This is a genomic window from Polyangiaceae bacterium (genome assembly GCA_015075635.1).
GTDB lineage: Bacteria > Myxococcota_A > Polyangia > Polyangiales > Polyangiaceae > JADJKB01.
On the sequence record JABTUA010000002.1, the window covers coordinates 87916 to 108844 of the forward strand.

Below are 20929 nucleotides of genomic sequence, written 5' to 3' on the forward strand. Positions count from 1 at the left end.
CACCACGAAGCGCGGCAGTCCGCCGTGCTCCTCCGCGCGCTCGAGGAACGCCGGCCAGTGCTCCGCCACCGTCTGGTAGAGCACGGTCCTCTCCGGCCGGTGGCGGAAGCGCGAGCGCTCGGGCTGTGCGAGCGCATGTGCAGGGTGGCCCACGCCACTGCCGCCTCAGCGAGCGGCGTGCCAGCCAGGTGAACCCAAAACCCCGCTGTTTCGCTCGCTCACAAGGTGGCGAAGTGGCGAACTCAGGTGGCGATCGACGCGCTTCGTGACACCCGGGCTGGTGGTCACCTTGATTCTGAACGGCTTCCCAACATCAAGCCCCACGAGGGCCTGTGCGATGGCCGGCATCAGGTCTTGAGGGAAGTCGCTCATGGGGGACAGCAGCGGTTCGAGCCCTGGCAGCCCATCCCCTCGGTGTCCGGCGCTCGCGGACAAGGTGGGGGGTGGCCCCTACACGGTGAAGCTGGGCGGCAAGCAGGTCGAGCTCGACTCGCTGATCACGTTCCCCGTGCAGCAATACCTGAACTCCAAGGCGGTGTGGGGTGTGATCGGCGCCAACGTGATGCGCAACTTCGCGGTGACACTCGACGACGCACGCTCCAGGTTCTGGCTCGACGACCAACGGGACGAAAGCGCGCTGCTCGCCTGCACGCATGCCAAGGCTGCCCCGGCCGAAGTCTCTTACGTCGAAGCGGACTACTTGTTCGTGCCCGGCAAGGCCGAGCACAAACCCGGGTGGTTCTTGGTCGACACCGGGGCCTCTCTCGGGGCGATGCCCAAGTCGGTCTTCGCCGAGCTGCAGAAGGCTCACCCCCGGCCGGCGCTGGACGGCTTCTACACTCCGGCTGCCGTCGGCACTTTCTGGGCGCAGCTGACCGCCGTCGGCGCCCTCGAGGTCGCGGGGCACAAGGTCGAGCACATCGTGACGCGCACCATCGACGACGCGATGATTCCGACCCCCCAGCTGGACGCGCCCTTTCTGGGCGTGCTTCCCACCGGGTATTTGCGGCATTTCCTCATGACCGTCGACTACCCCGCCGGCAAGCTGCGGCTCGACGGGTATGCGGACCTGCCGCCGCGGGAGCCCGACAGCTTCTTCGCGCTGGGCATCGGGTTCGAGCAGGTGACCTCGCCACCCATCCATGTGACGCAGGTGCTGCCGGGCAGCAGCGCCGCGGACGAAGGCATCGCCGTCGGCGACGAGCTGGTGAAGGTCGGCGGCGCGGACTTCGCCAGCCTGACGCCCTATCAGCGCCCGTGGGCGATGATCGATCAGAGCGAGCACACCGCCGTGCCGGTGACGGTGCTCCGAGCAGGCAAGACGATCTCGGTCACGCTCGAGACCCGCAAGCTGCTCACCGATCCGAAGCTGGACTAGAGTGCACCGCCGCACAGGCGTGTCATTGCCCCGCGCACGCGGTCGAGCTGGTTCCGTAGCTCGGCCACGTGGGCGACGAGCCCATTCTGCCGTACCCGCTCGAGCTCGACGTCGCGCGCCAGTGACTCCAGCGTGCGCGCGCCGACGTTCGAGGCCGAGCCAGCGACCACGTGGGCGATGCGGCGCAGGGCCACCGCGTCGGCGCTCTCGGCCGCCCGCTCCAGGTCGCTGAGCCGCGCGCCCATGTCCTCGACGAACACGGCGCAAACGTCGGCCAGCACCGCCGCGTCTCCGCCGCTCAGATCCTCGAGCCGCCGAACGTCCAGAGCGTCGCTGCCGGGGTCTTCGGGCAGCGCGGGCTTCGAGACCTTGGGGGCCGGCCCCGCCGCGAGCCACCGCTCGAGCGTGGCGCCGACTTCGGCTAGGGTGAAGGGCTTGGTCAGATAGTCGTTCATGCCCGAGCGCAGGCATTTCTCGCGGTCCCCGGGCACGGCGCTGGCGGTCAGCGCGATCACCGGCAGCGCAGTCCTGTCGTAGCCCAGCTCGCGCAGCCGTGCGGTGGTCGAATAGCCGTCGAGCAGCGGCATCTGGCAGTCCATGATCACCGCGTCGAACGTACCGACCCCCAGGGCGTCGATCACCTCCAGACCGTTGTGGGCGATTTCCACCGCGTGACCCAGGCGCTCGATCGTCTTCTTCAGAATCACCTGGGTGAAGAAGTTGTCTTCGGCGATCAAGATCCGCCTCCGAGCACCGCTGCTGGGGGTGAGCGGTGGCGGCGGCCGGCTGGGCTTCATCACGTGACTGGGCCGAGCCGGGTCCACGCGCACCGAGAGCGCGAAGGTGGTGCCCACCCCTGGGGTGCTCTCGACCTGCACCGTCCCGCCCATCAGCTCGACCAGCTCGCGAGTGATGGCGAGGCCCAGCCCCGTGCCGCGAGATTCGTGCCCGGCGCCCTGGGAATACGCGTCGAACAAACCGGGGAGGGTGTCCTTGCTCATCCCCTGCCCCGTGTCCTCGACGCGAATGGTCAGCATGGGCGGGGCGGGCGGCGGCGACCTACCCGCGTGCAACCTCACCGCGCCGGCGTCGGTGTACTTGACCGCGTTCGCACCCACGTTCATCACCAGCTGCCTGAGCCGCGCCGGATCCACCCGCGCCCAGCGCGGAAGGTCGGGGTCGATGCTGTGCTCGAATTCCAGTCCCTTTCCCGCCGCCAGGCTCTTCAACGCGCTGGCGGCCTCGTCGAGCAGCGCCCACAGGTCCACCACCCGCGGGGTGAGCACGAAGCGCCCCGCCCGCAGCTTCGAATAGTCGAGCACGTCGTCGATCAGCTGCAGCAGCATGTGGCTGGCGTTGAAGATCGCCTCCAGCGACTCGCGTTGCTCTTCGCTGGCGTCGCCCGAGGCAAGCAGCTGCGCCGCGCCCAGCACCACACCGAGCGGCGAGCGCAGATCGTGGCTCATCCGGGCCAGGAACGAGTCGCGCGCGACGATGGCCGCTTCGCTGACTTCGCGGGCGGCACGATCGTCTGCTGCCTCGCGCCGCGCCTCGCTGACGTCGCGGAAGCTCCACACGTGGGCCGTCACGCGCCCGCCGTCGAACAGGGGAACATAGTCGCAAACCAGCTCGCGCCCGTCCGCAAGCAGTACGCCGAACACCGACCCGGCCTCGTGCTCGGCCAGCAGCTCGGACGCTTGCTGTCGAAGGGCGAGCGCGTCGACGAACAGGGCCCCGGGTTCACTCACCAGGTCGAAGAAGCGCTGCACGACCCGACCGGCCGGCAGCTCGGGCTTCCACAGCCGCCGGAAGGCGCGGTTGGTGTAGACCACGCGTCGCTCGCCGTCCTCGCACACGACGGGCGTCGGCAGGTGATCGAGCAGCCGCTTCTCCACCGGCACGACTATACCCGGTCACCCGTCCGAGTACGTGGTGAGCTTGCGGTACAGCGTGGCGCGGCCGATGCCGAGCAGCCGCGCGGCCTCGGTGATGTTGCCGCCGGTCTTCTTCACGGCGCGCTCGATGGCTCGCCGCTCGATCTGCGCCAGCTCGAACGTCTCGGGCTCGGGCAGCGCCGTTCCCTGGGCCACGTGCAGTGCCGGAACGATGTCGCTCTGCTTGCCCCGCCACAGCTCTTGGGGCAGGTGCCCGAGCTCGATCTGCTCGCCGTCGCAACACAGAAGGGCCCGGTGAAGCACGTTCCCCAGCTCGCGCACGTTTCCGGGCCAGTCGTAGGCGATCAGGGCCTCGAGGGCCTCGGGGCTGACCCGGGTCACGCTGCGCCGGGTGTCCGGCGCAAGCTTGTGGAGAAAGTGCACCACCAGCTCGGGGATGTCGGTCTTGCGCTCGCGCAGCGGGGGCACCTGAATCGGGAAGACCACCAACCGATAGTACAGATCTTCTCGGAACTGACCGGCAGTCACCAGCTCGTCCAGCTTGCGGTGGGTGGCGCAGATCACCCGGGTATCCACCGGGATGTCGGTGCGCCCGCCCACGCGCTGAATGGTGCGCTCTTGCAGGGCACGGAGCAGCGCGGTCTGGGTGCCGGGGCTCATCTCGCCGATCTCGTCGAGGAAGAGCGTTCCGCCGATGGCCTGCTCGAAGCGGCCTCGGTGCTGCGATTGCGCGCCCGTGAACGCGCCGCGCTCGTGACCGAAGAGCTCCGAGGCCTGCAAGCTTTGGGGAATGGCGCCGCAGTTGACCGCCACGAACGGCCCGACGTGACGATGCCCCGAGTCGTGGATGGCGCGGGCCACCAGCTCTTTGCCGGTTCCGCTCTCTCCGAACACGCAGACGGGCACGTCGCTCTCGAGCACGCGCCGGACCTGGTCGGTCAGCAGGCGCATGGCCGAGCTCGATCCAACCAGCGACCCGAGCCCCCGCGAGCCGCGCAGCTCGGTCTCGAGCCGACGCACCGAGAGCGCCAGGTTGCGCCGTTCGGCGGCGCGCCGCACCGAGCCCAGCAGGCGTTCGCGATCGAGCGGCTTGGTGACGTAGTCGTAGGCGCCCGCGCGGAGCGCACCCACGGCGGGCTCGACCTCTTGCGAGGCGGTCACCATCACCACCGGCAGCTCGGCATCGCGCTCGAGCAGCTGCTTCATCACGTCGAGCCCGGAGGCGTCGCCCAAGGTGAGGTCCACGCAGGCCAGCGCGAGATCGCTGGCGTCGAGCGAGAGCGCGCCGGCCGCGTCGGCGTACTCGCGCACCTCGTACCCTTCCCCGCCGAGCCAATGCCGGAGGATCCGTCGGGTGGTGGGGTCGTCGTCGACCACCGCGACCACCCGCTTGAGGTCCGGGCGCATGGCGGGAAGCGTACCATTTTGAGACGGTTGAGGCGCACTGCCCGGCGGATCGTCCTCTACCTCGGCCAGTTTTGTCTCAGATCGAGTCATCGGCGGGGATCCAGCAGGATACGTGCCGAAGCCAGGGTTTCCGTGGGCCTGCCGTCCCGGCGTGAGACGCCCGGACGCGGGTCCGTCGCAATTTGAGTCGTTCAGGCGTCCTGGACGCGAGCCTTTCGGCTCCAACTACGCGCAATCCGCTTGGCACGAACGCTGCTCAGGGGGTCGGCATGAATGCTCGGCTCGGCATCGCGGTGATGGGTGTGCTTCTCGCTTCCGCGTGCTCCGGTGCGCCCGAGCGTCCGCCGCCGCCGGCCGAGAACGAAACCGCCGCTGCCGCGCCCGAGGCGCCCGACACCGGCGATGGCACGGTCGACACTCCCAGCTCTGGCGCGTGCGAGACCGGCGCGACCCGCTCGTGCAAGGTGCAGCTGCCGACCCATGGGTCGATCGAGACCTGTTACCTGGGCGTGAACCTCTGCGTCGACGGTGTGTGGTCGGAGTGCGGCGACGAAGACGCTCTGGTCGAGAAGTACCTCGGGGGCTCGTGAAGCATCGATCGCCGTCGTGTGCCGCGGCCGTCCTCGCCTTCGGCCTGTTCGCGTGCTCGAGCGAAGAGCGTCTGACGCCGCTGTCGGGAAAGGGCGGCGCGGCCGGCAGCGGCGGGAGCGTGGGCGGCGCGGCCTCGGGCGGTAGCGCCGGTGTCGCGGGGGCCGCGGGCTCCGCAGACGCTGCGGGCGGATCGGGCGGGGGCGCGGGCGTGTCCCCCGATGGCGGGTCGGATGGCGGCCCCGACGCATCCGGTGATGCGACCGGCGCGATCGACACGCCATGCACGGGCAACAAGGCATTCGTGGCGAACGGCGCGGCCTATGTGTTTCCGACGCCACCCGCCCTCGCCGGCGCGCTCGGTGCCCTCGCGTATGACGCCACGACCCATCCGCTCACGGTGGTGTTGGCGGTCAAGGGGGATGGCACCGCGGTCACCGCCGCGAGCGCGAGCCACGTGGTCGAGGGAGGGCTCGCGCATTCCTACCCCGACTCGATGAAGCCCGACCTGGCACCGGCAACGGTGAAGGCCGGCGGCTTCACCACCAGCAGCCAGCAGAAAGACGCCTGGCTGGTGCTCACGGACAAGGGCGGCGACAAGTACGTGAAGCTCGAGAACGTCGCGTTCAGCGCATCGACCAGCTCGGGGTGCTCCACCGCGCTGGTCGCCTTGACCGCGGTCATCCCAGCTTCCGAAGGCGGCCTGTCGATCGAGCTGCCCGCCGAGTCGACGACGCTCGGCCAGCTCGCCGGGCCCTCGAACGGTGGGGCCTGGGACCTGAAGGTCCTGTTCACCGCGGCGTCGACGGACTTCGACTTCGGCTCGACTTGAGGAGAACGGACCGATGACTGACTTCTCCGCACGCCACGCTCGGCTCTCCGGCCTCCTTGCGATTGTGGTCGCGTCGATCGCGGCCGCCTGCGGCGACGACGATCGTCCGCTGCCCCCGCTGACCTCGACGGGCGGCTCGGGCGGCGCCAGCGAGTGCACGGACAAGGACGGCGACGGCCACGGTCTGGGCTGCGCGGCGGGCCCGGACTGCAATGACTCCGATCCAAAGGTGACCGCGTGCAACTTCTGCTCGAAGCCGCGTCCGGGTTGCCCCTGTGACACCCAGGGCGAGCGCGCCCCGTGCGGACAGGTCGAGAGTCAGGTAGGAGACCAGACGGCGTGCGGGTATGGAGAGACCGTCTGCCAGGGCGGCAAATGGAGCGAGTGCATCGTCAACAATTCGGTCACCCTCATTCCGGGGGGTGATCCGAAGCAGAAGGCGCAGTCGCTGGCGCCGCCCGGGCCATGTCAGGCAAACCCCTGCGACCCGTACTGCCAGCAGTGGCCGGACACTCCGCCCGGGCTCCCGGCCGACGACGGCGGCACCATCGCCACCGACGGCGGCGTCACGCTGCCGGGCGCCGATGGCGGCTCCCCACCGGCAGCGAGTTGCACCGGCGGCTCCAGCGGGACGTGCTCGCATCACGTCTGCCAGCCGGGCGCGGCGTTGACGCCCGGTTGCGACGTACCGGCCGGAGGCTACGCCTGCAGTGCGGTCGGCACGGCGTGCAACGGCTCCGCCCCGTGCTGCCACGGGCTGGCGTGCGTGGCTGGCACCTGCCAGGTCACCGGGCAAGTTCCGCTGTGGGACGACGACTTCACCAGCGGCGCCAGCAAGGGCTGGACGCTCGGGACCGAGTGGCAGGTGGATCACGCAGCCGCATCTGCCGGCCACACGACGGGTAACCCCGACCCCGCCCAGGACTTCACGCCGGGCACGAGCGACGACAAGGTCGCCGGGGTGGTGATCGGCGGCAACGCCACGACCACGGTGCACAACTACTACTGGCTCACGAGCCCGAACATCGACACCTCGGCGGCGGCGGGCGCGATGAAGCTGTCGTACCGGCGCTGGCTCAACTCGGATGCCCCCCCGTGGATGACCAGTCGCGTCGAGATCTCGACCAACGGCGGCTCGAGCTGGAGCCTGGTGTGGCAGAACACCGCCGCCGTGTCGGACTCGGCGTGGCAACTGGTCGAACACGACATCACCGCCATGAAGGCAAGTCAGATGCGCGTTCGCTTCGGCGTGCGGATCGGGTCGTCCGGTGCCAAGAAGGCGTCCAGCTGGAACCTGGACGACGTGCAGATCCTCGCCGACGCGACCAGCTGCCAGGCCGCCGGGGGCTCGTGCGCCAAGGGCGAGGCGTGCTGCAACTCGCCGGTGTGCGACGCGGGGAAGTGCGGCTCGCCGCCGCCCGCGAGCTGCGTGAGCGCCATCTGCGCAGCCATCCCCGGCTGCTGCGCGGGCAACTGGAGCACGGCCTGCGTCAACGCCGTCGCGACCCATTGCGGCGGGGCGTCGTGCGCGCTCACCACGGGCAACGCGTGCGTGCTCTGCTTCGCCGACGGCATGGACCACGACGGTGACGGCTATTCGTTCACCGCGGGCGACTGCAAAGACTGTGACCCTCTGGTGAACCCCGGCGCGTTCGACTTCCCCGGCAACGGCCTGGACGAAGACTGCAGCGGCACCGCCGACGACGAGCTGACGGCGTGCGACACGGGGCTGGCGTTTGCCAGCAACGACCCCACCGCCTACGCGAAGGCGATGGAGCTCTGCCGCTTCTCGAGCAGCGGCGCGACGGGCAAGTCGAAGACCTGGGGTGTGCTCGGCGCGTCTCTGGCGCAGGCCAACGGCTCGGACTGCACCAACTCGCTGCAGCGGGCTGTCACGCCCCAGTTCGGGACCAACAACTTCCCCAAGGCCGGTTCGTCCATGGCCGTGTTCTCTTCCGGCACCGCTCGCGACACCAACGACCCGGGATACGTGAACCCGAACGGACAAGCCAGCAGCTACAACGCAAACACCTTCGCGACCCCCCCGGCCGGGTTCCCGAAGAACGCGGTGGGCTGCCCCAACGGCACGGCGGCGTACGACTCGTGCGGCCTGCTCCTCCAGGTCCGCGCGCCCACCAACGCCAAGAGCTTCTCGTTCGACTTCGACTTCTTCTCCAGCGAGTATTCCGAGTGGGTCTGCACGGCGTACAACGATTCGTTCATCGCGCTCTACTCTGGCGCGCTCAACCCGTACGCCGACAAGAACATCTCGTTCGACTCGAAGCTGAATCCGGTCAGCGTGAACGTCGGGTTCTTCTCGATCCCGGGCAACCCCACCACGACCTCACACCCCCACCTGGACGGCACCGGCTTTGGCGGCGCGTGCACGAACAGCATGTACGGCAAGCCGAACGGGGTGTGCGGCGGGGCGACCGGGTGGCTCACCACCAGCGCGCCGGTGAACCCCGGCGAGACCATCAAGCTGCACTACTCGATCTGGGACACCGGCGACCACGTGTGGGACTCGACGGTCCTCATGGACCGCTTCCAGTGGTCGCCGCAGACGTCGACCATCACGACGCAACCCAGCCTGCCGCCCCCGCCGCCCCCCACCTTCGGTGAGGGCAGCTTCACGCGGGTGTACGACGCAGACGAGGCCTGCTCGGGCGGCGCGACGCCGGTCTGGGGCCACTGGTCGTGGACGGCCACGACTCCGAACGACTCGAGGGTCGAGTACTTCGTCAAGACCGCGTCCACCGCTGCGGCACTTGCCACCGCCACCGAGCACCCGCTCGAATTCAGCAATCCGCCGGGGCCTGCCGCGCTGGTCGGACAGCAGGCGGCGGCGAAGACGTCGCCTTGGGACACGCAGAACGGTTCGGCGGTGGTGAACACCACGCTCGCGAAGAAGGGCGAGATCACGAGCCGCCGCTTCGTTCAGATCCGGTCGCGGCTCGTGCCCGCGTCCGACAAGCTGAGCGCGCCCACGCTTCACGCCTGGAACCTCGAGGTGAGCTGCAAGCCGGGGGAATGACGCCTGCCGGGGCGGTTGCCCGGCGACCGGAATAGCTCCAGAATGCGGCCCGATGCGACTTCGTGCCTGGTACGTGGGACTGCTCAGCCTCGCGCTCGGCGCGTGCAGCTCGTCATCCACCAACCCGGCCGCCAGCTGCGACGTCGGCGAGCTGAAGCAGTGCACGTGTCCGAACGGCGGCACCGGTACACGGCAATGTGAGAGCGGCACGTTCGGCGCATGCCAGTGCGGCGACGCCGGCGGCGGTGGCAGCGCGGGCGGCGGTGGCAGCGCGGGCGGCGGTGGCAGCGCGGGCGGCAGCGGCAGCGCGGGCGGCGGCGGCACGGCAGCATCGGGCGGCGCCGACGGAGGCGCCGAGCCGCCCAGCTGCAAGGGCCTGGCGCCGTGCGGGGGCGGGCACAGCTGCTGTGAGAGTCCGCAGCTACCGAAAGCGGACTTCCAGCGCGACGGGAAGTCGGGCGCGAACTTCGCGGCGACGGTCAGCGCGTTTCGCCTGGACGCTTTCGAGGTCACCGTGGGTCGCTTCCGGAACTTCGTCGGGGCGGTAGTCAACGACCAGTGGGCGCCTGCGGTCGGCTCGGGCAAGCACCAGCCCCAACCTCTGGCGGGGGAGCTCGGGTGGCAGGCAGCGCTGGCGGGTGATCTCTGGCCGTCGCTGAGCGAGTGGAATGCGAACGTGTCCAAGTGCCCTGCCTCGGGGGGCGGCACCTCCACCTGGTCGCCGGACCCTGGGACCAGCGACTCACTTCCGATGAACTGCGTGAGCTATTCTCAGGCGTACGCCTTCTGCATCTGGGACGGTGGATATCTGCCGACGGAAGCAGAGCTCAGCTACGCGTGGGTCGGGCCTGGCAGCGCGCCGCGGAAGTATCCGTGGGGCAGCGCGCCGTACGATGCAGAGCACGCCACGTTCGGAATCAGCCCGCAGCTCGCTCCGCCGCCGGTCGGCACGGGCGCCAAGGGGGTGAGCCCGCTGGGGCACTATGACCTGTTCGGGAGCATGTTCGAGTTCACCCTCGATCACTTCGACCAAACGGCAAGCTACCCCAAGACCCCGTGCGCCGACTGCGTGAAGCTCTCTACGGATCCGACCGCGCAGCGGCGCGTAGGAGTTTCCATCTGTCAAAACCCACCGAGTCCAAGATACGCGGCGGCGGAGCTCGGGTCGAGTGCTGCCCGCGAACCCTCGCGCGGCGGGCGTCCGACGCAGCTCGGCAGAGATTCTCCGCGTCGCCGGCTGCGCAGGGCACAGCTCCGCCTTCGGCGAGGCGCTCACCGACGTCTCACTCCTTCCCGAACCCCAACATCAACTGCTCGGGCACGCTAACGCCGACACGGGTCGCAGGCGGGGCCCTCGGGCCGAGGCCATGCTCCGCGAGCAGGCGGGTGATCTGGGCGCGGGTGTTGGCGACCTCGGCCCAGCGCATGGGCCCCGAGCAGCGCGGGCAGGTCTCCACGTCGGCGGCGAAGACGTGAGCGAGGAGCCAGGCCCACCGCTTTCGGGGTGCGGGCGCGTCGTCCGTGTCGCCGATCAGCTCGAGCTGATCGCCGCGAGCAGGCGGGGGCTTGTTCGCGGTCGCGTCGTCGAGCGCGGGCGTGGGCACGACGAGACGCCGGCGCGAGGAGTGGCTCGAGAGTACGCCGAAGTACCGGAGCAAGTGGAATCGCGGCGGGGGCACAGCAGCGACGAGCCGCGGGATGAGGTCAGCTGGCTCGAACACGAGCGCTCGCGTGCCGTCGCGCCACACCTTCTTGAACGTCAGCTCGAGCTTGCCGTCCGCGCGGCGCTCGAGGCGGTCCTGCGCGACGGGGGGGCGCGTGATGTACTTGCAGAGCCGCTCCACGCGACGGCGGTCCCGCCCGTCCACGACCTGCACGGCGTGGATGTTGATACCGCGCACCTCTGCGATGGGCTGGTCGGTCGCATCGACGGCGCGGGGGCGCGCGGGTGGGTCGGGCGAGGCGATGAGGCGAAGCGGCGGCTGGCCAGCGCGGTCGCCGCTCACGGAGAGGCCCTGCGCGGCGGCGGCGTAGCAGGCGGCCAGGCCAGGCTCGTCGAGGGCGAGCTCTGGTGGCGTGTCCTCGACGAGCTCGGGGTCGAGGCTCTTGCCGTGCGCTCGGAGGAGCTTCTCGACGCGAGCGGCGGTGCGCGCGGCCACCTCGGCGATGTCGGTTCGCGTGGGCGTGTCGAGCTCGCGAAACTCGAGCGGCGAGCGCGGGTCGTCGTTCTCGTGAACGTAAACGCCGTCGAGCACCAGCGAGTGGAAGTGGACGTTCAGGCGCAGCGCGCTGTCCGTCCTCTGCACCGCGGCCACGCCGCCCGTGTGCGCGTCTGCGACGCTCGCTAGCCCGAGCTGGCGCTTCGCTCGCCAGCGCAGTGAGCGGTCCACCTCTGCCATGAACGCGCTCACCACCTCGGCGCAGAGCTTCCGGTCGTAGCCGAGCAAGGCTCGCAGTCCCCAGGGCAGTGAGCAGATCCAATGGCGAATGGGCACGCGCGGCAGGACGCTCTGCTCCAAGTGGACGGCGGTGTCCGCCATCCGCCGACCGAGGCAGGAGGGGCAGAATCCGCGCTGTTTGCAGGAGAAGGCGACGAGCTCGGAGTAGCCGCACTCGCGACAGACCAGATGCAGACACCCGTGCTCGAGACGCCCGCAGCGAAGGTACTCCTCGAACTCCTTCACCACGAAGCGCGGCAGTCCGCCGTGCTCCTCCGCGCGCTCGAGGAACGCCGGCCAGTGCTCCGCCACCGTCTGGTAGAGCACGGTCCTCTCCGGCCGGTGGCGGAAGCGCGAGCGCTCGGGCTGTGCGAGCGCATGTGCAGGGTGGCCCACGCCACTGCCGCCTCAGCGAGCGGCGTGCCAGCCAGGTGAACCCAAAACCCCGCTGTTTCGCTCGCTCACAAGGTGGCGAAGTGGCGAACTCAGGTGGCGATCGACGCGCTTCGTGACACCCGGCGGGGTGCCACCGTCACCCATCGCTGCCGAGCACCGCGCGCACGCGCGCGACCGCTTCCCCGAGGTCCCGGGCAACGAGCTCCGCCGGCAGCCGCAACACCCGCCACCCGCGGCGACCAAGCTCCCGGTCCCGGCGCGCATCGGCCGCACGCCGGCTGGCGTGGTACGCGCCATCGACCTCAATCACGACGCGCACGGAGGGCACGGCGAAGTCCGCGATGTACCGGCCGACGACGTACTGACGTCGGACGACCGCGCCCAGCTTCCCGCCACGCAGCTCCCGCCACAGCGCCTCCTCCGTGGGCGTCTGCGCAAAGCGCATGGCGCGCGCCCGAGCTTCGATGACTTGCGAGTGAGTGGTCTTCCAAGACATGGCGCCTCCTGTCCGGCACCGCGGCCGGGCTTTGCCCACCCACGGCGCAGGAGGCGTGACAGCCGCCTCGGTCCTCGCGATGCGCCTCGGCGCGGCGACCTCGGGAAAACGCGGCGTGAAGCCACAGCGGCTGGCGCGACTCGTGCGCCACCTGGGCAGAGCCCGGCCGCGGTGCCGGCAGGAGCCAGCGGCGCGGAAGCTCACGACGCCGTCATCGAAGCGAGCGGACACGAGCTCGGAGCGTCGCCTGCCCTCGAGTCACAGTGATGCGCCAGTCTCGGAGCGACGCGTCTCCCCCACGCGCGCAGCGCGCGCCATCGGCAGGGCGCCGGTGGTCTTGGCAAGACGTGAGCCGGCGCGCGCTGCCGCGTAAGGGGGAGACCGCGGCGCGCAGCGCCGCGAGTGGGGGCACCTACTTCACCACCGGGATCTCGACCGTATTGATCAGCTTCGTCCCCATCCCCGCTGGGTACGCGTACGACACGTACGCGGTGTACACGTCGCTCGGGCCGAAGGTCACCGAGCCCCAGCCCCAGACGGTGGCGGTGAAGGGCGCCTTGCTCTGGCGCTACCCAGGCACTCCTGGCGCCGCGGAAATCCGCTAGCTTTCGCAACATCGATGGCGGACACTCCGTACCAGGAGTGGGCGAGTGGCTTCGTTCAGTCGATTCAGCGTGGGTTTGCTCTGCGTCGTGCTGGTCGCCGCGGGATGCGGCGGCGGTGACGATTCCGCGGGCAAGCCGCAGGCATGCGTGCCGAATGCGAGCGTGGGTTGCACGGGTCCGGGGAGCTGCAGCGGCTACCAGGTGTGCGCCGCAGACGGGAGCGGCTACTCCGCGTGCGACTGTGGGGATGCCGGCTCGGGCGGGAGCGCCGGAATGTCTGGCAGCGGTGGCACGAGCGGTGGCGGAGGCTCGGCGCCGGACGGCGGAGGCGTTGCCGGAGTAGGAGGCGTGGGCGGCGGCGGCGCCAGCGGCGGCACCGGCGGAGCACCCGCGGGTGGCACCGGGGGATCGGCCGTTGGCGGAACCGGCGGAACCGGGACAGGTGGTGGGGGAGGCGATGCGGCCACCTGCTCGGTGTTTTGTCAGAAGAAAGCTGCCCCGAAGTGCCCGAAGGACGAGCCGTACGCAGCTTGCTACTCGAGTTGTGTCGCGGATCTCTCGACCTACAAGGCCGCGTGCGCCACCGAGACGACCGCTTGGTACGCGTGCTTCAACTCGACGGCCACGACCGCCTGCAATTCGATGGGGTACCTGAAGCACTCGGGCTGCAACACCGAATGGGCGGCGTTCCTGAAGTGCGCGGGGTGCGTCGTAACCCCGAGCGACACGACCTGTGAGTCTTGCAGCAAGACGAAGTGCTGCGCGCAGTTTCAGAGCTCCTACACCCACCCGCAATTGTCGTCGTACCTGGACTGCTTGTACGCCTGCACCACCTCCGCCTGCGAGGGGGGATGTGCATCCACCTACTCCAGCGTGATCCAGGCGGTGACCGCCGCTAGCGGGTGCCAGTGGGGGTCCTGTAAGTGCTGACCGCAGGCCCCTCGGTAGTCGGGCCGGACGGGGAGTGAGAAACGAGCGCGCTCGATCAGTGAGGGGATACGCGACCTCGCTGACGGGTGAGTGCAGATGTGCAGGACCATCGCCTGGACTGCCGCGTGCCCGTGTCCACGGCGCTCTGGAGCCCGCCCGTGTCGCAAGGCGGGGAGGGCGTGCCGCGGTGCACAAGAACACCCGCGCGCACACTGTCGTATGAATGTCGGATCTTGTCGGTTGACGCCTCGCTGTCGCCGGAGACCCTGGTGCAGTTCTCGGCGGAAGCTGCGGAGCGTGGCTGCGGGCGCAAGGGCGGAGAGGAAGGTGGAGAAAATGCGTCTTGATCCGAACAGGGGCGTGTCCTTGGTGCAGACGCACCGAGATAAGGAATTGTCGGCCGCCGTGCGAGCTGCGCCGCTAGCTCCGTTGGTCGCGCTGGCTGCGATGAGCGTCATCGCGTGTGCGGACGGCGAAGCAGGATCGCGCGTGAAACGGCCGATATCGATTCCGGAGAGCGTCAGCGTCTCGGCAGCGCAAGTCGAAGTCGGGACCGCTATCGGCACCATACGCAAGCACGTTCAGGTCCCTTCGTTCCGCATGTCGCGTTATCCGACTACCGTCGCGCAGTACCGCGAGTGTGTTGCAGCGCGCGCGTGCACGCCGCCCGCGCGCACGACCGGAGCCTGCACCGCATCTGATCAGGGCCCGGCGGGTCGAACTTATTCGGAGGCTGGAGCGCTCGACGACGCCCCGGTCACGTGCGCCGCGCTCGGGCAAGCCGCCAAGTACTGCGAGTGGGTAGGCGGACGCCTCCCCCGAGTCGAGGAGTGGCTCGGGGCGTCGCGCGGTCCCAGCGTGCGCCGCTACGCGTGGGCTGACCAGCGGCTAGAGTGCGACAAGCATCCCGCTGCGATCGCGGTCTTGGGAACCAAGACATGCTGTCCCGCAGGGGGATGCTCTGCCGAACAGGTCGTGCTCGTTGGCAAGCACCCCGCAGGGAGCTCACCTGCGGGGGTCGAAGATGTTCTGCTTGCCCCTGCGGAGCTCCTGGCAGCGGACTCGAGCTCACCCTGGCCTGCGTGCCGCGACGCCAAGAAGGGTTGCTTCGCCTCGACGCTCTCGGGCGCCTCGATCGACGCGATCACCTCGGGGCCCGCGGCGGGCGACGCGAGCTGGTCGGTGCCCGCGTGGGCGTTTCGTTGCGTGTGGGAGGAGTGAAGCGCGTGGTCAGGACGACCTCTTTGATTGCAATGCCCCTGGCGGTGGCGATGCTGGTGCTCGGCTGTGGCTCGGAGGAGCCCGCCGCGGACCAGAGAGCGTGCACTCCGGGCATGTCGCAAGCCTGCGTCGGACCGGGTGCCTGCAAGGGGGGCCAGGCCTGCAAGGCGGACGGAAGCGCCTACGGTCCCTGTGACTGCGGTGCGGGTGTCGGTGGAAGCGGCGGCGGACCGCCCGACGGATCTGCCGGCTCCGCCAGCGTCTGCCCGACGGGCTTGCCCGGGCCGGCGCTCGTCGAAGTGAAGTCGCCGACGGGCGTCGCGTACTGCATCGACGCAACGGAGGTGACGTTCGGCCAGTACGACGAGTTCCTTGCCGCGAAGGTGGATCCGAAGACCCAGCAAGGGCAGTGCTTGCAACAGAACGTCTTCTCGTCACCCCAATTCCTCTCGTGCCGGCAAGCGATGGAGAACACCTCTGCGTCAGCTCCCGTGGGCTGCGTGACGTGGTGCGACGCGGTCGGGTACTGCAAATGGGCTGGGAAGCGTCTCTGCGGGAAGATCGGGGGAGGCGCGGCGGACATCACGAAGCCGGCCGACGCAATCGACAGCCAGTGGTTCAACGCGTGCAGCGCCGGGGGAACTCGCATGTATGCATACGGGGACGAGGGCGTGTCCGAGTGCTGGGAGAAATACCCCCGGGCCGCGGTGGCGACTCGCGCGGCGTGCACGGGTCCGTATCCCGGACTTTTCGATCTGAGCGGCAACGCCGAGGAGTGGGAAGACTCGTGCCTCTCCGTTGCTCAGGGCGACGCATGCCGCGTGCGATCGGGCGATCCGTGTGCGAGTTCGTCGAAGCCCTCCTGGTTCCACGTTCATGCCACGAAGGGATTCAGGTGCTGCCATGACGGTACATGAAAGGCCGACACCATGACGACGCTGAAGTGGATGACCTCCCTGCTCGTGCTCCTCCTCCTGCCTGTGGCGTGTGTTGGGGACGGCGAGAACGCTGTCAGCCAGCGCGGGAGCGCATTGTCCGCGCCGGGGCAAACTCCAGTGCCGTGCATGAGCGGCGAGTACACATGGGACGGGACGAAGTCCGAGCTCCTTCTGGCCGACGCGTTCGCCGGCTGCAGCGCCTCCGTGTACGATGACTACTTCGCCACCGGCGGGTTTCCGACTGCCGATTCATCGCTCAAGGGAGTGCTCGTGCATATGGATGAGGTTCTCCCCAACACGACTGATTTCCTGGCGAAGCAGTGGCGGGCCTACCGGGCCGAGCCGACGAAGAACTGTGACCCGACCAATCCAAAGCAGCCAGCATCGATCGAGATCCACGAGAGCGAGATCAAGGAGACGCTGAACCTGTCGGGGGTGCTGGTAGGACGGCCGTGGGTAGTCGAGCTCGCGGACATGGACCTCCGCTGGGCCGGTCTGAACCTCTGCATGGCGTTGCGGATGCGCGAGCTCTCACCGGGGACCGCCGGCGCCGAAGCGCTGTTGATGTCCAACGCGGAGCAGCGTGAGCTGCTGGAGACGATTCGAGAGCGCGCACAAATCGCCATGCTGCAGTACGCGCTACTCGGCAGCGTCTTCGCCTCCGGCGGCGCCGGAACGGCACCGCAGACCACGCCGTGCTGCGATGACCCAAACAACCCGCTGTGCCAGATCTGTCCGAGTCGACACCTGCGTGTCGGGAACCTTCAATGGTTCGGACGAAACGCACCTGCGAGCACGCTTCGAAGCATGGGCCGTGACTTCGCGACAGCGGTTCAGCTCCACACGACGGTGACCCAGGAGCTCAACTCGCTTCTGGCGCGCAGCAGGAGCGCTGTGCTGCCTCGAGGCGGCGAGGCGACCTCGCGAAGCGACGAGACCTGGGGACCCGGGTCGTGGCAGCAACGCCTGATGGCGAGTACTTACGGCGGGGATGCTCTCGCAGCGGACGCCAAGAGCCCCTGGCAGCACCCGAACGGACAGTCGACGCCGGGTACGACCCTGGACTGGCCCACGCGCCAGGAGTTCCCCTACGTGCGACAAGAGCTCGACGAGCCCCAGGTGCTGTCGGCGCTCTCGCTCCTGCTCTCGCATGACGTTCTCGATTTGACGCTGACGCCCAGCGGCAGCCAATGCCCGACGATCGACCCTGCGGGCAGCGTGTTGCCAGTCTACTCTGCTCTAGAACTGAAGCTCCGCGAAGTGCTTTGTTCGGACTACAACCCCACGACGCAGCTCTGCACACCGGTCTCCATGCCGTCGGACCCGGACCAGCACGCGCTCTACCGGTACTATCGCGTCCGGCAGCACCACGTCGCGACCGCGGTTGAGCTCGCCGCCGATCTGGTTGGCCCCGAAATCGACACCTCGCAGTCCGGCAACGCGTGCGCCGTCAAGCGTTTCGGGAGCCACGACCTCGCCGGGGCGCTGACCTTGAACGGCGGCAAGCTTCACGTCGCACGCGGGGCGAAGTTTGCTGCCCGCCCCCTGCGCTCCACGGCTGGGCCCTTCGGTCGTTACTCCAACACTCGGTTTGCCACAGCGTGGCAGATGTCCGACACGGCGCCGTCGTGGCAGCAGGGATTCTCGACCGACGGAGTCTGTGTGCTCGTCAACGGCGTCTGCATACCCGTTCTTGGCGCTGGCGTGGCCGCCGAACAGCAGCGCACCATGGGGTCGATCCGCGCGCTCGCGGTCACGCGAGAACTGGTTGGCTCTGCCCTCGAACGCCTCGAGTCCCTGCCTACGGGCACGCCGGAAAAGGCGCGCCTCGACGACTACTTTCAGCAGGGTGAGTCAGTCGTATCCGTCACCGGAGCAGGAGTCGGGGAGGCGATCGCGGTCACTCCTGTCACGACGGGTACGAGCGAGTTGTCGGTGTTCGAGACGTCGCCAGGTCGGCCTGCTTGGGCCGTGACCGTAACAGCCGACGCGAGCGAGTCGTTCTGGGCACCGCCACCCGACGGCACGTGGCTTGTCGTCGCCGCGGTTCCTGATGATGGCTGGGCCGGGAATCTCATCACCCACCCCCAGTCGCGAGTGTTCGGGCGTGGCGCCCCGCACGTGGTCGTCAACGCCGCGATTCAGGGTTACGCCTCGTTCCTGATCCCAACCGCCGGCGGAGGCACAACTCTTGATGGGCTGCGGCGATGGGTAACAGCGCCTGGGATACCGCTGAGCACCGCTGCGCGGACTTGGACGTTCTTTGCATGGAGGGGCACCGTTCAAGAGCTCGTACAGACTTTCGAGTCCATATTCCCACCCAACGCTGAGACAGTGCCCAACCCGACGTTGTTCGGGACCGCGCGCCTCCTGACCAGCGGCGTGGAGCTCGACACCACCGACGTGAAGCAGGCGGACTACTTCGCCCAGGACGGCGCCTTTGGCTCGTGGCTCGCGCGGCAAGTCCAGCCCGATGGACGGCTGCCGAGCGAGCCCGCGTACGATGGCTACGGCCTGCCGCGAAGCTGGGTACCTCCGTTCAGCGCTGAACTGCTCGGCGGGTCACCAGCAACGCCCGCGTTCCGATACTACCTCGACGCGGCCGACAAGTCCGCGAAGGAAGCCTCAGACGCGGTGCAGACCGCGATCGACGGCATGCTCGAGCAAACAGCTGACGAGGCGAAGTTTCAGGAGCTGAAGACCAAGCTGGCGAACGAGACGACGAAGTCGCTGGCGTCGCAGAAGGAGAGTGCGCAGGAGCTTTGCGGCTACGACAATCCGACGTGTCCCACGAACGTTGCCCTCAACGACGCTACCCCAAAGAAGGAGTGGTACCCGTCGCTCAACGCCTTCCCAATCCCGGTCCCGCTCAACAACTCCTACCTCTCGCCCCAATGCCAACAAGCGGCCAACGCGCCACAGGAGACCGACCCGAATAATGCAGTGGCTTCGGCAGCCCTGCTCCTGAACTGCATCATCAGCGCCGCCGCAGCGGACGTGCTCTCAACTCCGTTTGCGCTCGCGCCGGAAGTCGAGGCGCAGATCAGTTCGTCGTCAGTACCCAGTTTCCCCAACTACGCGGGCGGACAGCTCCAATCGGCCATGGTCGAGCAGTGGCGTGCGGTGAAAGCGCCTGAAGAACGATTCAAACTGGCCAAGGCGCAGGTGGAGGCTGCGACGGCAGCCATGAAGACCGCCGCAGCTGTCGTCTACAAGGACCAGCTGGTCTTGAAGCACAAGTGCGGCTTCGATGACATGATCAAGGATCTGTTTTTTGGAACGGGTTCGGTTTACGGCACCGTCATCACGGCTGGTGGCAGCCTCCTGTTCGGCGACGGCGTGTCAACGGAGGCGGTGGAGAGGTGCGCAGAACTCAAGGAGTCACTGAACATCTCGCTAGCAAAGCAATTCCAGACCGCGATGGAAGGCGTCGGCAACGTGACCGGCGCGGTCAACGGGATCCTGAACGACAGGGCAGCGATCGTCCAGAGCGGCGTGAGGCTTCAGCAGCTGATGAATCAGGCACGCCTCGAGCAAGAGCGCTACAAGCTCGAGCTCGAGCTGTTCAAGACCGACATCCAGGCCCAAGAGCAGCAGCTGACCACTTCGTTCGGGCTGTACCGTCGCTATCGCAGCTACGATGCATGGCGCGCGAAAGCACTGCTCGACAACGCCCGCCTCTACGCGTTGGCCGCCCGGCGCGGGGTCGAAGCGCACTACGCGGTGGACCTGTCGCGGCTCTCCCAGAAGGAGGCTTTCGTTGCGAGCCCTGCGACTTGGTCGAACGAGGCATACGAGTACGATCTGAGCCTTCCGGCTGCCGTGGGTCTCACGATCGGAACCGAGAGTTCGGGTGGGATCTTCAGCAACCGCGTCAGCGACTACGTCTCGAACCTGAACTCCTTCGTGGATGGTTTCGCGGTGACGCGTCCTACGGCAATTGCGGCGGAGGACGTAGAGGTCATCACCCTGAAGGGCCTCGCGGCCGGGCAGCCCGAAACGTTCAGCGACCCTGGTGGCCCGATCACGACCCACCCGGACTACGGCACATGGCAGCTGCGCTGCCCGACGGCATCGCCGCATCCCGGCGAGTGGGTGGCCGCGCCGCCCATCGCGAGCGGTGGCGTTGAAGCGGCATGCGTGGACTTTGCCGCTTGCGGTTGCCCTGTCGGGGACATGTCGTGCATCTCGCAGAATCAGTGTTCGATCCCGCGACCCACGGCAGCCCGTACGGTCTTCTATTTGGACGGCTGGGGTCGCTTGAACAAGAGCGGTTTCGCCGAGCCGTTCGACGCGCGATACAACGCGCGCTGGGGCCGTCTCGCCGTGAACCTGGTTGGCACGGGCATTCGTGACTGCAAGCTCGCGCCGGACCCGCTGGGCTGCTACTCGGAGGGCTTCCTGCGCTACGACTTACGCCAGGTGGGCCGTGCATGGCTGACCGACTACGCGGGTCAGTGGAAGGTGCTGGAAGTGCCGCCGGCGCGCATCGAAGGCGCCAAGGCGCTGGCGGCCGAGCTCTGGCTGGATCCTCTGAAGGATGGGTGGGACACGAGTTACATCAAGCCGGTAGCTCGCACGGAGCTCTACTGGCGACCGCTAGGCGGGTCCTACACCCTGGAAATTGAGACCGGGCCCGAAGTTCGGCTGGATCGCCTCGAACGCGTCCAGCTCTTCGTCGGATCGAGCTACTGGGTGAAGCAGAACTGACGGGAGGACGGCTGTGGGTGCTCGCCGTGTATTGCCGCCGCGTCGGCGCCTTCGCTGGGCG

The 20929-nt window shown here is 68.5% G+C and carries 14 protein-coding genes; 10 read left to right on the forward strand and 4 right to left on the reverse strand.

Annotated elements, in window-relative coordinates:
• The first annotated feature begins 370 nt into the window (after window positions 1–370).
• The gene (locus HS104_16730) at window positions 371–1378 is read left to right on the forward strand and encodes a PDZ domain-containing protein (protein ID MBE7481612.1); all 1008 of its coding nucleotides are present in this window, start codon (window positions 371–373) and stop codon (window positions 1376–1378) included.
• Here the strand turns inward: HS104_16730 and HS104_16735 are convergent.
• Both HS104_16735 and HS104_16740 read right to left on the reverse strand, forming a co-directional pair.
• Complete coding sequence (locus HS104_16735) at window positions 1375–3273, reverse strand: response regulator (GenBank protein MBE7481613.1); 1899 nt, start codon at window positions 3271–3273, stop codon at window positions 1375–1377. The genes HS104_16730 and HS104_16735 overlap by 4 nt on opposite strands.
• An 18-nt stretch (window positions 3274–3291) precedes the next feature.
• Window positions 3292–4680, reverse strand: a complete 1389-nt coding sequence (locus HS104_16740; protein MBE7481614.1) for a sigma-54-dependent Fis family transcriptional regulator — start codon at window positions 4678–4680, stop codon at window positions 3292–3294.
• A 269-nt stretch (window positions 4681–4949) separates the two neighbouring features.
• Here HS104_16740 and HS104_16745 point away from each other — a divergent pair, with 269 nt between their 5' ends.
• The 4 genes from HS104_16745 to HS104_16760 are packed head-to-tail and all read left to right on the forward strand — an operon-like array spanning window position 4950 to window position 10461.
• Window positions 4950–5270, forward strand: a complete 321-nt coding sequence (locus tag HS104_16745) for a hypothetical protein (protein ID MBE7481615.1) — start codon at window positions 4950–4952, stop codon at window positions 5268–5270.
• Window positions 5267–6100, forward strand: coding sequence for a hypothetical protein (locus HS104_16750; protein ID MBE7481616.1), 834 nt, complete (start codon window positions 5267–5269; stop codon window positions 6098–6100). Before HS104_16745 ends, HS104_16750 begins: the two co-directional genes overlap by 4 nt.
• A gap of 13 nt (window positions 6101–6113) precedes the next feature.
• Window positions 6114–9134, forward strand: coding sequence for a hypothetical protein (locus HS104_16755; GenBank protein MBE7481617.1), 3021 nt, complete (start codon window positions 6114–6116; stop codon window positions 9132–9134).
• Window positions 9135–9186: 52 nt separating this feature from the next.
• Window positions 9187–10461: an SUMF1/EgtB/PvdO family nonheme iron enzyme gene (locus HS104_16760; protein ID MBE7481618.1), complete on the forward strand. Its 1275-nt coding sequence runs from the start codon at window positions 9187–9189 to the stop codon at window positions 10459–10461.
• Here HS104_16760 and HS104_16765 read toward each other — a convergent pair.
• On the reverse strand, window positions 10418–11899 hold the full coding sequence (locus tag HS104_16765; GenBank protein ID MBE7481619.1) for a transposase: 1482 nt from the start codon (window positions 11897–11899) through the stop codon (window positions 10418–10420). The two genes, HS104_16760 and HS104_16765, sit on opposite strands and share 44 nt — an antisense overlap.
• Before the next feature lie 205 nt (window positions 11900–12104).
• Window positions 12105–12464, reverse strand: a complete 360-nt coding sequence (locus HS104_16770; GenBank protein MBE7481620.1) for a DUF559 domain-containing protein — start codon at window positions 12462–12464, stop codon at window positions 12105–12107.
• Window positions 12465–12811: 347 nt separating this feature from the next.
• On the opposite strand from HS104_16770, the gene HS104_16775 reads away from it, so the two are divergent.
• The 5 genes from HS104_16775 (at window position 12812) to HS104_16795 (ending at window position 20868) form a co-directional block, all read left to right on the forward strand.
• Window positions 12812–13069: a hypothetical protein gene (locus tag HS104_16775; GenBank protein MBE7481621.1), complete on the forward strand. Its 258-nt coding sequence runs from the start codon at window positions 12812–12814 to the stop codon at window positions 13067–13069.
• 45 nt (window positions 13070–13114) lie between these two features.
• On the forward strand, window positions 13115–13999 hold the full coding sequence (locus HS104_16780) for a hypothetical protein (protein ID MBE7481622.1): 885 nt from the start codon (window positions 13115–13117) through the stop codon (window positions 13997–13999).
• 489 nt (window positions 14000–14488) lie between these two features.
• The gene (locus HS104_16785; protein MBE7481623.1) at window positions 14489–15220 is read left to right on the forward strand and encodes an SUMF1/EgtB/PvdO family nonheme iron enzyme; all 732 of its coding nucleotides are present in this window, start codon (window positions 14489–14491) and stop codon (window positions 15218–15220) included.
• Window positions 15221–15225: 5 nt separating this feature from the next.
• A complete protein-coding gene (locus HS104_16790) occupies window positions 15226–16137 on the forward strand; it encodes an SUMF1/EgtB/PvdO family nonheme iron enzyme (protein ID MBE7481624.1) in 912 nt (303 codons plus the stop codon).
• Between the two features lie 12 nt (window positions 16138–16149).
• The gene (locus HS104_16795) at window positions 16150–20868 is read left to right on the forward strand and encodes a hypothetical protein (protein MBE7481625.1); all 4719 of its coding nucleotides are present in this window, start codon (window positions 16150–16152) and stop codon (window positions 20866–20868) included.
• Window positions 20869–20929 lie beyond the last annotated feature (61 nt).

Coding starts and splice junctions, on each gene's coding strand:
- HS104_16755 (MBE7481617.1), top strand. CDS start 6,114: ATGACTGACTTCTCCGCACGCCACGCTCGGCTCTCCGGCCTCCTTGCG.
- HS104_16760 (MBE7481618.1), top strand. CDS start 9,187: ATGCGACTTCGTGCCTGGTACGTGGGACTGCTCAGCCTCGCGCTCGGC.
- HS104_16745 (MBE7481615.1), top strand. CDS start 4,950: ATGAATGCTCGGCTCGGCATCGCGGTGATGGGTGTGCTTCTCGCTTCC.
- HS104_16730 (MBE7481612.1), top strand. CDS start 371: ATGGGGGACAGCAGCGGTTCGAGCCCTGGCAGCCCATCCCCTCGGTGT.
- HS104_16740 (MBE7481614.1), bottom strand. CDS start 4,680: ATGCGCCCGGACCTCAAGCGGGTGGTCGCGGTGGTCGACGACGACCCC.
- HS104_16770 (MBE7481620.1), bottom strand. CDS start 12,464: ATGTCTTGGAAGACCACTCACTCGCAAGTCATCGAAGCTCGGGCGCGC.
- HS104_16795 (MBE7481625.1), top strand. CDS start 16,150: ATGACGACGCTGAAGTGGATGACCTCCCTGCTCGTGCTCCTCCTCCTG.